The following is a 13,527-nucleotide window of genomic DNA, read 5'->3' as shown; positions in this document are numbered from 1 at the left end:
GCCATGCGTACCGTGCTGCTGACCGGCTTCGAGCCGTTCGAGAATGAACCGATCAATCCCTCATGGGAGGCAGTGCGCGCGCTCGACGGCGAGCGCGTGGGCGACGCGGTGATCGTGGCGCGGCAGCTGCCGTGCGTGTTCGGTGCGGCGATCGATACCATCGGCGAGCTGGTCGACGTGCTGCGGCCCGCGCTGGTGATTGCCGTGGGCCAGGCCGGCGGGCGCGCCGAGATGTCGGTGGAGCGCGTGGCGATCAATGTCGACGATGCGCGCATTGCCGACAACGCCGGCGCCCAGCCGATCGATACCGCCATCGTCGCGGGCGGCCCGGCCGCCTACTTTGCCACGCTGCCGATCAAGGCGATGGTGCGCGACATGCGCGCGGCGGGCGTGCCGGCCTCGGTGTCGCAGACCGCCGGCACCTTCGTCTGCAACCATGTCTTCTACGGGTTGATGCACCGGCTGTCGCAGCAGCCGGATGGCGACGTGCGCGGCGGCTTTATCCATATCCCCTACCTGCCCGAGCAGGCGGCGCGCCATCCGGGCCAGCCCAGCCTGGCGCAGGAAACGCTGGTGAAGGGATTGCGCGCGGCGGTGGCGACGGCGTTGTCGACCCGCGCCGATGTGCGCGAGCAAGGCGGGCAGTTGCACTAGGCCCCGTCAGCGCTATTCCTGCGTACCGGCCGCGGCCGCCTCACGGCGCGCCGCGGCTTTTTTCCTGGCATGGCGGCGCAGGCTGACCTGTTCGAAGCGCCAGATCACATAGCAGAATGCCAGGAACGGCCACAGCCAGCCCAGCCATTGCGCCAGGCTGTTGAAGTGGATGAAGCGGCCCATGCGCCAGCCTTGCTCCGAGATCCACGCATAGGGGTTGGATGGCAGCACATTGGTCAGCACCACCAGCACGATCAGTGCCACCATCGCCAGCACCGCGCGCAGCCAGCGCGGCAGGTACAGCAGCAGCGCCAGCACCAGCGAACTGGTCAGCAAGGCAAAGCGCCCGCCCTCGGACAGCCAGACAAAAGCGCTCTCGGACGGAAACTGCAGTTCGGCCGCGGTAGCCTTGAGCAGCAGCGCGGCCGCCAGCAGGCCGGCCAGGATGCGCAGCATCGGCGCGCTGCGGCGCATCGCGATCGAGGCGAACAGGCCGGTGCCGACCCAGCTGCTGGCGGTCACCAGCGATTCCAGCAACTGCTGGCTCTGCATGTCCTCGGGCCGCAGGCCGAAATGGTCCTGCCAGGCCTCAAGCTGCGGGAACACCATCTGCAGCGCCTGCATCGGCCAGGACTCTGGGTCGGTCAGCCATTCGCGCACGATGCCGCCCATGCCGAACAGGTGCTCTTGCGGAAACACCTGCGCAAACGGCCACAGCAGCAGCAGGATGATGGCAAAGCTGGCGTGCGGCTCGAACCACGCATGGCGCAGGCGCGTCAGGCGCCCGTCGTCGATCAGGGCCCGGGTGAACGGCGCCACCACCGCGCCGCCCAGCAGCGCGCCCAGCGCATTGGTGATCAGGTCGATATTGGAAGAGATGCGGCTTGGCAGCCAAGTCTGGAAGGCCTCCATGCAGGCCGCCAGCAGCGTCCCGGCCACAAGCGCCACCAGCGTGGCGCGCCCGCCCGACATGCGCGGATGCAGCGACAGCACCACCAGCGCACCGAACGGGAAGTACCCCAGCACATTGGTCAGCAGGTCGAAGTCGGTGATGTAGCGGGGCTTGGGCGCGCTCAGGAAGGCAAACGGCGAAACGCCGTTGTCGACCCAGCCCGAGAACGGGTACAGGCTGGCGTACACGACCAGCAGCGTGAAGCAAATCAGCCCCACTCGGGCCAGCGGCGAGTGCTGCGGGCCGGTGGCTTCCGGCGTTGGCTGAGCCGCCGGGGGCGGCGCGGAGGGCGGCGGGGGAGCCGGCTCCATGGCATTTCTCCTTGCGTGTCTACTTTAGCTGCAGCGTGCCGATCCAGTCGAGCAGCGCCGCGATCACCGCGTCGCTGGCCTCGGCCAGGGCCTTCACGCCGCCGGCGCCATCGGCGCTGGCAGCGGGCCGGCGTGCCTCGAAGGTCTGCTGGCCGAGCATGCCATGCTGGAACACCGTGGCGCGCAGCCGCACCACGCCTGCGCTGGTGGTGGCGCTGTCGAACACCTGGTCGAACTCGATCAGGTCCACCTTCAGCGCCGGCACGCTGCTGTCGCCGAACCAGCTCAGCGTGCCGCGCGCGGCCACGGCCTCGCGCAGCCGCTCGTCGAACAGGCGCGTGGGCGACATCACCCAGCGCTGCGTGGCGTAGGCCTGCAGGCGCTGCGCCTGCGCATACTGCAGCCGGTAGAAGAGGGCGTTGCCATCCAGCCAGTTGGGCCCATCGGTCTGCGCCACGCGCAGTTTGGGCAGCCGCGCCGGCGCAGGGTTCCCGTTGCCGGGGGTGGTGGCGGCCGGCGGGCCGAGGTCGTAGGTGACGGTGGGGTCGTTGCCGCGCGTCAGCGCGCAGCCTGACAGCGCCAGCCCCGCGGCGGCCAGCAGCAGGGCGGCCTGGAGGCGGGAGATCGCGGATCGGAGCAAGCGTGGCATCTCGGTCGCAGGGTTCACGGCGGTATCTCGCGGTTGGCGGTATCGGGTGAGGGGCGGCATGCGGGCCGCGCTACGGCGCGCTGAAGCCCGGCTCGCCCGGACCCGGCGCGGGCGCGGGCGCGCCGAACAGCACGCTGCTCGGGCTTTCGTTGAACTGGCCGGCGGCGCGCTCGAAGGTGCGCGCGGTCTGGCGCGCGTCGCGGGCCAGGCCATTGAGCTGCGGCAGGGTCTCTTCGCTGAAGGTGCCCGCCGCGGACTGCACCGACGAGGCCGCGCCCTGCAGGTCGCGCCCGACGCTGTCGACGGTGCGCATCACTGTGCCGTTGGGGTTGGCCAGCTCCTGCGTCAGGCGCCGGGTCGATTCCAGCGTGGCGTTCAGGTTCTCGGTCACCTTCGGCAGCCGGTTGGCGGCCGGGCCCAGCGAATCGGACAACCGCGAGTAGTCCTCGGCGGTCTTGCGCACCGAGCGGATCGCGGCCATCAGCTCGGCGCGGTTGGCGCCCTGGAACATGTCGTTGAGCGAGGCCATCATCGTCTCGACCTGTGTCAGCAGCGAATCGCCGCGTTTTTCCAGCTCTTCGAAGAAGCCGGGGCGCATGGCGATGCGGGCCACCGCCTTGGGCGAGGTCGGCAGCGGCGGCGAGGCCGTGGTGCCGTCGTGCGTAGCGCTGTCGTCCAGCTGCACGTAGGCGATTCCGGTCACGCCCTGGAAGCCCAGCGTGCCATAGGTGGTGCGCGTGATCGGCGTGTCCTTGTTGACGTTGACGCGCACAATGATCTGGCCCGGCACCTGCGGGTCGAACTTGATCGACTCGACCTTGCCCACCGCAAGCCCGCGGTATTTCACATCGCCCTGCGGCTGCAGGCCGTTGACGGTGGAGCGTGTGATCAGGTCATACGGCACGCGCACCGCGTGGTCGGTGCTGAACCAGAAGATCGCGAACAGCACCAGCACGGCCAGCCCGATGGTGAACACGCCGGCAAGGAATGCGTGTGACTTGTTTTCCATCATGCTTCTCCAGGGGGCGGCGCATCCGGCTGCGCGTGCGGCGGCAGCGCCTGCATGGCGCGCTGGGCGCGCTCGCCCAGGAAATACTCGCGGATGAAGGGGTGGTCCACCTTCACCACTTCAGGGATCGGCGCCGCGGCGATCACCTTGTGGTCGGCCAGCACCGCGACGCGGTCGGACAACGCCACCAGCGTGTCCAGGTCGTGCGTGATCATCACCACCGTCAGGCCCAGTTCGCGGCGCAGTTCGCGGATCAGCGCCACGTAGTCGTCCGAGGCCATCGGGTCCAGCCCGGCGGTGGGCTCGTCCAGGAACAGCAGCTCGGGCTCCAGCGCCAGCGCGCGCGCCAGCGCCACGCGCTTGATCATGCCGCCGGACAGGTCCGACGGCATCTTGTCGGCATCGCGCGCCGACAGGCCCACCAGCTGCAGCTTGAGCAGCGCGGCCTGGCAGATCAGGTTGTCGGGCAGCGCGCGCAGCTCACGCAGCGGCAGCGCGATATTGTCGATTACCGACAGCGCCGAGAACAGTGCGCCGCGCTGGAACTGCAGCCCCCAGCGGTTGCGCAGCGCCTGCAGCTGCGCCGGGCGCAGCCGGGTCGGGTCCTCGCCGAACACCTTGATGCTGCCCGAGGTGGGCCGCTCCAGCCCCACGATCTGGCGCAGCAGCACGGTCTTGCCGCTGCCGGACCCGCCCACGATCGACAGCACCTCGTCGCGGTAGACGTCCAGGTTCACGTGGTCATGCACCATGGCCTTGCCGAAGCGCTTGACCAGGTTGCGCACCTCGATGACCGGGGTGCGGTCCTTTTGGACCTTCCCGTCCTGGGTGGCGGTAGCTGGCGCGGCGCTCACAGGCCCACGTCCTTGAACAGGACGGCGAAGACCGCGTCGGCCAGGATCACGATGGTGATCGCGGTCACCACCGAGGCGGTGGTGCCTTCGCCCAGGCTTTGCGTATTTGGCTTGATGCGCAGCCCGAAGTGGCATGCGGTCAGCGCGATCAGGATGCCGAACACCACGCCCTTGCCCAGCCCCAGCCACAGGTTGGCTACCGGCACCGCATCGGGCAGCTCGCGCAGGAAGAAGGTGGCACTGATGCCCAACTGCATGCGCGCGGCCAGCATGCCACCGGCCAGCGCCATCACGTCGGTCCACGCCACCAGCAGCGGCATGGCGATGGCCAGCGCGATCACGCGCGGCATGATCAGCCGGAAGCCGTGCGAGATGCCCATCACGCGCATCGCGTCGAGCTCCTCGGTCACGCGCATCACGCCGATCTGCGCGGTGATGGCCGAACCCGAGCGCCCCGCGATCAGGATCGCCGCCAGCACCGGGCCCAGCTCGCGGATCACCGCCATGCCCAGGATGTTGACGATAAAGGTGCTGGCGCCGAAGGTGCGCAGCTGGTTGGCCGACAGGTAGGACAGCACGATGCCGATCAGGAAGCCGACCAGCGCGGTGATGCCCAGCGCCTTGTAGCCCACGTTGTAGATATTGGCCGAGATCTCGCGCCATGGGCCGCGCTGCGGCACACCCGCAAAGCGCAGCAGATCGAAGGCCAGCTGGCCCAGCATGGTGATGCCGCTGCGCAGCTGCGCGCCGAACGACAGCACGTTGGCGCCGAACAGCGTAACCGGGTTGAAGCGGTCCACCATGTGCTTCTTCCACCCCTCGTTCTGCACCGCGGCGATGCGCTCGAACACGCGGCGCTGGCCCTCGCTGGCATCGAGCCGCTGCGGCAGCGCGCCGTTCCAGGCCTGCCACAGCAGATGCCCGCCGATATGGTCCAGCCGCTCGACGCCGGCCAGCGACCACTGCGCGCTGTCTGGCGCCTGCGCCAGCTCATGCAGCTGCGCGCGCAGCTGCCGCGCCTGGTGGCAGCCGGCCAGGGCGAGCGCGGTCCAGTCGCCACGCAGCGCTACGCTGACGGTTCCGTCCCCGCGCGTGATATCGAAGTCTGGCGTCGTCTGGCGTTCCAAGGGCATGCGATGTGATGGCCGAGTCTCGATTCTAAGCCACCCGCCCCGCTGGCGCGACCGCGCCGTGCCGAGGCGGCGGCGCGGCTACAATGCGGCATCTGCCGCAGGCACCCGGGCCGCACCCCGTCCCCGCCTGTGTTTTCTACGATCGCCATCGATCCCAACCCTTTGCCGCGCATGTCCGCCGTTCCTCCGACTCCATCCGACCCTTCCGCCCCATCCGGCGCCAACTGGCGCATTGATGCCGGCGCGCTGCGCGGCATGCTGTCGCCCGCGCTGAGCGACTGGACGCTGGAGCTGGTGGAGGAAACCGGCTCCACCAATGCCGACCTGACCGCGGCCTGCCGCCAGGCGCCGTGGACCGACGCCGCCAGGCTGCGCCTGGCTTACCGCCAGACCGCCGGGCGCGGGCGCCAGGGCCGGCCATGGCAGGGGCAGGCAGGCATGACCTTCTCGGTGGCACTGCCGCTGGCGCTGGCGCCGGCGCAACTGAGCGGCCTGAGCCTGGCCGTGGGCCTGGCGCTGGCCGAGGCCCTGGGCGATGTCGATGCGCGACTCGGCGCACGGATCGGGCTGAAATGGCCCAACGACCTCCAGATCGATGGCCGCAAGCTGGCCGGCATCCTGATCGAGTCGGTGCCCGCCGGGCCGCAGCGCGTCTGGGCCGTGATCGGCATCGGCCTGAACCTGGTGCGCGACGCGCAGATGGAAGCGGCGCTGGGCCGCGAGCTGGCTGGCGTGGCCGAGGCCATGCCCGGCTTCGACGCGCAGCGCGATGCCCCGCGCCTGCTGGCCGCGCTGCTGGAACGGCTGGCGGCCATGCGCATCGCGTTCCTGGCGCACGGTTTCGGGCCGATGGCACGGCGCTGGTCCGCGGCCGATGCCTACCGCGACCAGCCGGTGCGGCTGCTGCACGAGGGCAAGGTGATCGCCGAAGGCATGGCGCGCGGCGTCGACGAGGCTGGCCACCTGCTGCTGGAAACGCCGGCGGGGCTTGAGCGCATCGCCAGCGGCGAGCTGTCGCTGCGGCCCGCGCCGGGGCAGGGAGACACCGCATGAGCGCGCCGCTCCTGCTGATCGATATCGGCAATACCCGCCTCAAGTGGGCCTGGTGCGAAGCCGGTGCGGCGCTGCCCGCCACCGGCGCGCTGCCCACGCCGTGGCAGCACGGCGGCGCGGTTACCCATGCCGACGCCGGCGCGCTGCAGGCGCTGGCCGCTGACCTGCGCGCGCTGCGCGGCAGCGGGCCGATGCCGTCGGTGTGGATCAGCAACGTCGCCGGGCCGGTGATCGCGGCCGCCGTGGATGCGGCGCTGGCCGACGCCTTCGGAGGCTGTGCGCCGGTGCAATGGGTGCGCAGCGCCGCCGCGCACGGCAACCTGGCCAACGGCTACCGCGAGCCCACGCAACTGGGCGTGGACCGCTGGGTCGGCGCCATCGGCGCGCACCGCTGGCTGCCGCACGACACACTGCTGGTGGTGACCGCGGGCACGGCCACCACGCTGGATATCGTCACGGCCGCGGCGGATGGCAGCGCGCGCTTCGAGGGCGGCCTGATCCTGCCCGGGCTGGCGCTGATGCTGGGCACGCTGGCGCGCAACACCGCGCAGTTGCCGGCGCTAGACGTGGACGATGCCGGCACCGTGGCCGGCGCGCACCTGCGCTGGGCCGACAATACGCACGACGCCATTGCCGCGGGCTGCCTGGCCGCGCAGGCCGGCGCCATCGAACGCACCTGGCGTGCGCTGGGCGAGCGCGGGCCGGGCCCCGTGCGCTGCCTGCTGTCCGGCGGTGCCCGCGGCGCGCTGGCAGGCGCGCTCGCCGTGCCGTTCGAGATGCACGATAATCTGGTGCTGCTCGGCCTGCACGCGATGGCGATGGCATCGGCCGGCGACTAGCGCGCAGCGCAACTTCTCACAGCCTCAATCCGCCCCGACCCATGACCGCCCCAGGCCAGCCCGCCCGGCCACGCTCGCCGCGCATCGTCCCGCTGTTGCTGCTGCTCGCCAATGCCGTGCTGCTGGGGGCGGTGCTCGGGGTGTTCGGCGCGAACCCGCTGGCCGGCTGGTTTGAAACCCCGCGTGAACCGCAACGGCTGCAGCAGCAAGTTCGTGGGGAGCGGATGCGGGTGCAGGCGCCGGCGTCGGCACCGGCGGCGGGTGCCGCACCGCGCAGCGCGCTGCCGTCCGCCACGCTGGCGGCAGCTTGCGTCGAGATCGGTGGCTTCAGCGCCCAGGCGGCGCGCCGCGCCACTGAAGACCTGGCCGCCGCCGCGCTGCGCGTGGAAGCGTTCGCGCGGCAGGAACAGGTGCGCTGGTGGGTCCATCTGCCCGCGCAGCCCACGCGCGAGCATGCCGAGCGCAAGCTGGCCGAACTGCGCCGGCGCAATGTGACCGAGTACTCGCTGGTGACCGCTGGCACGCCCGAGGCCCCCACCTATACGGTGTCGCTGGGCCTCTTCCGCGAGCGCGAGCGTGCCGAGCAATATCTCGATACCCTGCGCGGCTATGGCGTGCGTACCGCCATGCTGACCGAGGCCGCGCGGCCGCTCACGCGGCAGTGGCTGCGCGTGCGCGATGCCGACCACGCGGCGCGTGCCCGGCTCGAGGCCATGCGCCAGCGCTACGGCGCCGAGGACGTGCTGGCCTGCTCCTGAGCGCCCTGGGCTGCCTTAGCTGCCCTGGCGCACCCTGGTCAGCAGCTTGGTGGTCGAGCGGTCGTGCAGGAAGGGGATGGCGTAGGCCTGCCCGCCCCAGCTGCGCACCAGCCGGGTTTCTTCCAGCGTGTCGATGTCGTAGTCGCCGCCCTTGACGTAGATGTCGGGGCGCACCAGGCGGATCAGTTCCACCGGGGTCTGTTCGCGGAACATCGCCACCAGGTCGACCGACTCCAGCGCGGCCAGCAGCGCCATGCGGTCCGATTCATGGTTCAGCGGACGGTCGTCGCCCTTGCCCAGCATCTTTACGGAAGCATCGCTGTTGACGCCAACCACCAGGCTTGCGCCCAGTGCGCGCGCCTGTGCCAGGTAGGTGGCATGGCCGCGGTGCAGGATGTCGAAGACGCCATTGGTGAACACCAGCGGGCGCGGCAAGGCGGCGATGCGCGCGGCCAGCGCGGCGGGGGTGTCAGGCAGGGTCAGCTTGGATTCGAAAGCGGGTACGGACATGGGGTCGGCATCGGAAAGTGGAGGCTGGCCCCTGGTCGGAGCCGGCGTGCTTGCCCGAGATGGTACCCCTTCTTGGGATCCCCGCCGGCGGCGGGGTCCTGGTTACCCCGTCACGCACAGCCTCATGGCCGCGTCGTTGGCGACATCCCTGGCTGCCGGATCGGAGACCGGCCGGGCCTGCTGCACCGACGCGGTGGCAATGCCGCGCAAGGCGCCCTGCAGCGCCTGCCGCACGGCGTCGATATGCGCGGCCTGCGCGTTGCCGCCCCAAGTGCCGCGATGCCACCCGGGTAAATGGCGCTGCGGAGAATTGCCAGCTGCGGCTGGCGCTAATTCCGATGTTATCGGAATTGCGAGGCATTACGCCACGAATTAAATGAATTCGTAATGCTGGATTTACATCGAATTGATGGCCAGGGTAATTGAGGCGTGATTTAAATATTCTATTTCCGGATATAAATCTATTCGACAAACGGACGCCAGGCATGGGTTTGCCGCCGCCGCGCGAGGGCGCGGCAGTGCGCGGGACGGGAATGGAATGATGTAGTAACCGGTTACTACCTGCGTGGCAACTCGCTCGTTTATCATGCCAGGCGCTTGAATTTCCGGGACAAGGAAATCAGCATCGCAGAATACCCGCCACAGCCGGACCAGGTCCGGTGCGCCGCCGCGGGTCGCATTTGTCGGGAATGCGTCAAGGCAAAAGAAGGGAAAAGAAAAGCCCCGCTTCGGCGGGGCTTTTTTTCGTGCTGCCGGACTGGCCGCTCAGGCTTGCGCCGGCTGGGCCCCGCCCGAGCCTTGCAGGCTGGCGTTCAGTTCCTTGCGGTAGCGGTTCAGGTCCTGCACGGTTTCGAAGGTGCGTTCGAACAGCAGCGACATGTTGTGCAGAATCCGTTCGATGACCTTCTTCTCCCAGCCTTCGTCAAAGCGGATCTGCTCGTCCAGCCAGTGCTCGAGCCAGTCCGGATCCGGCAGGCGCGACTGCACCGTGTCGTTGGGGAACAGCGCCTTGTTGACGTGCAGGTTGGTCGGGTGCAGCGGCTTCTCGGTGCGGCGGGCCGAGGCCATCAGCACGCCGATCTTGGCAAAGGCGGCGCGCGCGCTGTCGCCGAACTGCGCCAGGTATTTCTTCATGTAGCGCAGGTAGGCGCCGCCATGGCGGGCTTCATCCTGCGACAGGGTGCGGTAGATATGCTTGATCACCGGTTCCGTGTGCCATTCGGCGGCGCGGCGGTACCAGTGGTTCAGGCGGATCTCGCCGCAGAAATGCAGCATCAGGGTTTCCAGCGGCGGGGCCGGGTCGAACTCGAAGCGCACCGCGTGCAGTTCTTCCTCGGTCGGCACCAGGTCCGGGCGGAAGCGGCGCAGGTACTCCATCAGCACCAGCGAGTGCTTCTGTTCCTCAAAGAACCAGATGCTCATGAACGCCGAAAAATCAGAATCGTGGCGGTTGTCGCGCAGGAACATCTCGGTCGCGGGCAGGGCGGACCATTCCGTGATCGCATTCATCCGGATGGTCTTGGCCTGGTCGTCCGTCAGCATGCTGGCGTCAAAGGAGTCCCAGGGGATGTCCTTGTCCATGTGCCAGCGGACGGCTTCCAACGATTTGAACAGTTCGGGGTAGAGCATGGTAAGCCTTTGAAATTACGGGCAGATTCTACCAGATGCGAATTATTCTCTTCTCCTTTTTTAGTCCGGATCGGGGCAAATGCAACGCTTTTTGACGCGGTTTGGCGCAGCCGGCTGCATATTGCGGGCGATCAGCGGAGCGCCGAGGCGTCAATGTGCCAGCCGCGGCGCCTGGCAGGACGCCATGTGCGGGCGGGTGCTCAGGGCGAAAGCGCGCGTTCGTCCACCGGCAGCGCGGCCGGTGGCGTGCCCGGGACGACGCCGAACAGGAACGCCGCCAGCTCGTCCGCCTGGGCCTCGGCATCGCGCTCGCCCAGTGCCATCAGGGCCTGGGTGAAGGCGGGTTCGAACAGCAGGTAGCTGGCGAAGGCGGCGCCGCGCGCCTCGGTGCCGCCCAGTGGCGCCAGCAGGGCGCGCACCGTGCGCGGCAGCTGCTTCTGGTGCTCGGCGGCAATGGCTTCGATCGGCTCGCTGGGGGAGATCGTCATCACCTGCACCGGGCGCCAGCCCTCGCGGTCGCCGGCCAGCTCCGGCATGCGCGCCAGCAGGCGGTTGATATGCAGCAGCCGTTCCAGGTCGGCGTTGAGCCCGTCCAGGAAGATGCTGGCGAGCGCCTGTCCGCCCACCTGCGCCAGCGACGGGTAGCCGCCGGCCGGCATGGTGTCGTACCAGCCCGAGCGCTGGCGCGAGGCCGCGCCGATCGCCAGCACGCGCGACGCGCCCAGGTGGATCGCCGGCGACAGCGGCGACATCTGCCGCATGGTGCCGTCGCCGAACCACTCATGGTGGCCGTCCAGCTCCAGCGGCATGGCCGGGAACAGGAACGGGATCGACGCGGATGCCAGCAGGTGGTCAACCGTGATCGGCGCCGGGATCGCAATGCGCTGGCTGCGGTGCCACGGATGGATGCGGTGGTGCGACTGGTAGAAGGTCACGTGGCGCCCGGTGCTGTAGGACAGCGCGGTGACCGCGAAGGCCTGCAGCGCACCGCTGTCCAGGCTGGCCTGCACGCGCTCGGGCTCGAACAGCTCGCCCAGCATGCTGCCCAGCGGGGTGTTGTCGAACAGGGCACGGGGCGCGCGCCGCTGCGTGGCCCAGCCCAGCGCCAGCGTGGACAGCCAGCGCGCACCCGACACGCCCACGCGCAGCACGTCGGTGCGGTAGACGTCGTCGGCGTGGATGCTGTGCCACAGCGCCGCCAGGCTCTGCGTGGCGGCCTGGAAGTCCCCCGCCTGGATTGCCAGCCCGGCGCCGTTGATCGCCCCTGCCGAGGTTCCGGCGATGATGCCGAAGGGCATCGCGCCATGGCCCTTGCCGTGCCGCGCGGCAATGCGCGCCAGCCCGCTCAGCACGCCCGCCTGGTAGGCGGCGCGCGCGCCGCCGCCCATCATGATCAGCGCGGTGGCGGCGGGATTGGGTCCGGATTGCGACGCGGGGTGGGGGGCCGGGAAGGACTCGCGGTGCATTGCGTTGGTGTGGACGATTTGTCGGAGTATCTGGCGGTCAGGCTGCGCTGCTGCCGTTGGCGCCGTTGTTGCCCCCGTTCTTGCCATTGTCCTCGCCGTTGCCGGCGTCCCTGGCCGGTTTTGCCTTGGCCGCCTTTTTGGCCGGCGCCTTCTTTGCCGGCGCTTTCCTGGCGGCGGGCTTGCCCGTGCCGGCGGAGGCGGCCGTGCCAGGCGCGTCCGTCTTCGGTTTTGCAGCCGCCGCTTGCGCTGCGGCGTCGGGGCTGGCTGCGGTGCCGAAGCCGCCCACGCCGCCCATGCCGAACGGGGCGATGCTGGCCGCGGCGGCGCTGCTGGCGATCTGGTTGAACTGCTGTTGCAGCAGGTCCCACCACAGCGCGGCGTTGGGCGGCAAGGCGGAATCGGTGTCGCTTGCCGCAGCTTGCGGGCGCTCGGCGGCAGGCGGCTCTTGTTGCGTGCCGCTGTCGGCATCCGCGCCGGCGTCGCGCTCCGGCGCCGCGGCGCTGGGCGTGTTGGCCGCGCGCGCGACGTTTTCCATGGCGGACTGCATGGCCTCGGGCGACAGCGCGTTGCCGAAGGTCTGCAGCGCCACCAGCGTGGCGCGCTGCACTTCCAGGCCCTGGATGGTGGTGCGCAGCAGGTTGGTGTTCAGTTGCAGCCAGCTCTCCACGGCCTTCAGGTCGGCAATGCGCTTGTCGAGGTCGTCGAGGTCCATCGGCGGCGTCATTGCCTGCAGGCCGGGCATCATGCCGGCGGGCATGCCGCTGCCGCTGCCCCACAGCCGGCGCATGAAGTCGAAGCCGTTGGTGAAATCGGGAATCTGTCCGAACATGGTCGAGCGCTCCGTGTGCGGCGCAGCCCCGGGATTGGCCAGGAGGGCCCGTCGGGCCGGCGGCTGCGTCGTCGTTACCTGAACTGTGGCGGCCGCTTCTGGCGCAGGCTCGCCACGCCTTCGTGCACGTCGGGGCCGGCAAAGCCCATGAATTCAAGCGCCAGCGAGGTGTCGAAGGCGGGGCCGGCCATGCGCAGCCAGTTGTTGAGGGCGTACTTGGTCCAGCGGATCGCGGTCTGCGACCCGGCCGCCAGCCGGTTGGCCACCTCGAAGGCGCGCGCCACCAGTTCGTCCTCTTCCACCGCCAGCGAGACCAGGCCGATCCGCTCGGCTTCCTCGCCGCTGACCGACTCGCACAGCATCAGATAGTACTTGGCCTTGGCCATTCCGCACAGCAGCGGCCACACGATCGCGGCATGGTCGCCGGCGGCCACGCCCAGCCGGGTATGGCCGTCGACGATGCGCGCGCTCCTGGCCGCGATCGAGATATCTGCCAGCAGGCCCGCCACCAGCCCGGCGCCGACGGCGGGACCGTGCATGGCTGAGACCACCGGCTTGTCGCAGTTGATGACGTTGTAGACCAGGTCGCGCGCCTCGTGCCAGACGCGGGTGCGGGTCTCGAAGTCGTTGGCCATGTCTTCCACCAGCGCCAGGTCGCCGCCGGCGGAGAAGCCCTTGCCCTCGCCGCGGATCAGCGCCACGCGCACCTCGGGGTCGGCGGATACGTCGCGCCAGATCTCGGCCAGCTCGCGGTGCATGTTGGCGTCCGCCGTGGCCAGCTTCTGGTTGGCCGACTGGGCCGCGCCCATGATGATTTCGAGGATGGGGCCGTGGCGGCGCAGCGTCAGTGCGCGATAGCGCTCGTAGCGGGGGGAGAGGGG

Annotated in this window: 14 protein-coding genes; 4 read left to right on the top strand and 10 right to left on the bottom strand. The window is 69.7% G+C overall.

The window, feature by feature from the left end; genetic code table 11:
- The first annotated feature begins 3 nt into the window (after positions 1-3).
- The gene (gene pcp / locus AC3WQZ_RS24690; protein WP_010811495.1) at positions 4-654 is read left to right on the top strand and encodes a pyroglutamyl-peptidase I; all 651 of its coding nucleotides are present in this window, start codon (positions 4-6) and stop codon (positions 652-654) included.
- Between the two features lie 12 nt (positions 655-666).
- Here pcp and AC3WQZ_RS24685 read toward each other — a convergent pair whose 3' ends face one another.
- The 5 genes from AC3WQZ_RS24685 to AC3WQZ_RS24665 form a co-directional block, all read right to left on the bottom strand.
- Positions 667-1,917 (bottom strand): VanZ family protein, encoded by a 1,251-nt coding sequence (locus AC3WQZ_RS24685; RefSeq protein WP_010811496.1) that lies wholly within the window; start codon positions 1,915-1,917, stop codon positions 667-669.
- 19 nt (positions 1,918-1,936) lie between these two features.
- The gene (locus AC3WQZ_RS24680; RefSeq protein WP_492294104.1) at positions 1,937-2,566 is read right to left on the bottom strand and encodes an ABC-type transport auxiliary lipoprotein family protein; all 630 of its coding nucleotides are present in this window, start codon (positions 2,564-2,566) and stop codon (positions 1,937-1,939) included.
- A gap of 70 nt (positions 2,567-2,636) precedes the next feature.
- A complete protein-coding gene (locus tag AC3WQZ_RS24675) occupies positions 2,637-3,578 on the bottom strand; it encodes an MlaD family protein (RefSeq protein WP_011614365.1) in 942 nt (313 codons plus the stop codon).
- On the bottom strand, positions 3,575-4,429 hold the full coding sequence (locus tag AC3WQZ_RS24670; protein ID WP_010811499.1) for an ABC transporter ATP-binding protein: 855 nt from the start codon (positions 4,427-4,429) through the stop codon (positions 3,575-3,577). The genes AC3WQZ_RS24675 and AC3WQZ_RS24670 overlap by 4 nt, the downstream gene beginning before the upstream one ends.
- Entirely contained in the window at positions 4,426-5,562 is a 1,137-nt protein-coding gene (locus AC3WQZ_RS24665) for an MlaE family ABC transporter permease (RefSeq protein ID WP_492301428.1), read from the bottom strand. Before AC3WQZ_RS24665 ends, AC3WQZ_RS24670 begins: the two co-directional genes overlap by 4 nt.
- A 171-nt stretch (positions 5,563-5,733) precedes the next feature.
- Between AC3WQZ_RS24665 and AC3WQZ_RS24660 the strand changes: the two genes are divergently transcribed.
- The 3 genes from AC3WQZ_RS24660 to AC3WQZ_RS24650 are packed head-to-tail and all read left to right on the top strand — an operon-like array spanning position 5,734 to position 8,212.
- Positions 5,734-6,615, top strand: coding sequence for a biotin--[acetyl-CoA-carboxylase] ligase (locus tag AC3WQZ_RS24660; protein WP_037025304.1), 882 nt, complete (start codon positions 5,734-5,736; stop codon positions 6,613-6,615).
- Positions 6,612-7,454, top strand: a complete 843-nt coding sequence (locus AC3WQZ_RS24655; protein WP_492301426.1) for a type III pantothenate kinase — start codon at positions 6,612-6,614, stop codon at positions 7,452-7,454. Before AC3WQZ_RS24660 ends, AC3WQZ_RS24655 begins: the two co-directional genes overlap by 4 nt.
- Before the next feature lie 41 nt (positions 7,455-7,495).
- Positions 7,496-8,212 carry an SPOR domain-containing protein gene (locus AC3WQZ_RS24650; protein ID WP_010811503.1) on the top strand — a complete coding sequence of 239 codons (717 nt, stop codon included), beginning with the start codon at positions 7,496-7,498 and terminating at the stop codon, positions 8,210-8,212.
- A gap of 15 nt (positions 8,213-8,227) precedes the next feature.
- Here AC3WQZ_RS24650 and rfaE2 read toward each other — a convergent pair whose 3' ends face one another.
- The 5 genes from rfaE2 to AC3WQZ_RS24625 all read right to left on the bottom strand — a co-directional run.
- Entirely contained in the window at positions 8,228-8,722 is a 495-nt protein-coding gene (gene rfaE2 / locus AC3WQZ_RS24645) for a D-glycero-beta-D-manno-heptose 1-phosphate adenylyltransferase (RefSeq protein WP_010811504.1), read from the bottom strand.
- 765 nt (positions 8,723-9,487) lie between these two features.
- Entirely contained in the window at positions 9,488-10,351 is an 864-nt protein-coding gene (locus AC3WQZ_RS24640) for a ferritin family protein (protein WP_010811505.1), read from the bottom strand.
- Positions 10,352-10,551: 200 nt separating this feature from the next.
- Complete coding sequence (locus AC3WQZ_RS24635; protein WP_010811506.1) at positions 10,552-11,817, bottom strand: patatin-like phospholipase family protein; 1,266 nt, start codon at positions 11,815-11,817, stop codon at positions 10,552-10,554.
- A 37-nt stretch (positions 11,818-11,854) separates the two neighbouring features.
- Positions 11,855-12,646 (bottom strand): polyhydroxybutyrate granule multifunctional regulator PhaM, encoded by a 792-nt coding sequence (gene phaM, locus AC3WQZ_RS24630; protein ID WP_492298588.1) that lies wholly within the window; start codon positions 12,644-12,646, stop codon positions 11,855-11,857.
- 74 nt (positions 12,647-12,720) lie between these two features.
- A partial coding sequence (locus AC3WQZ_RS24625) for an enoyl-CoA hydratase/isomerase family protein (protein WP_492298587.1) occupies positions 12,721-13,527 on the bottom strand: 807 nt, incomplete at its 5' end.

This window comes from Cupriavidus sp. FW305-26 (assembly GCF_058787975.1).
This window is presented reverse-complemented; position numbering and strand designations above follow the sequence as displayed.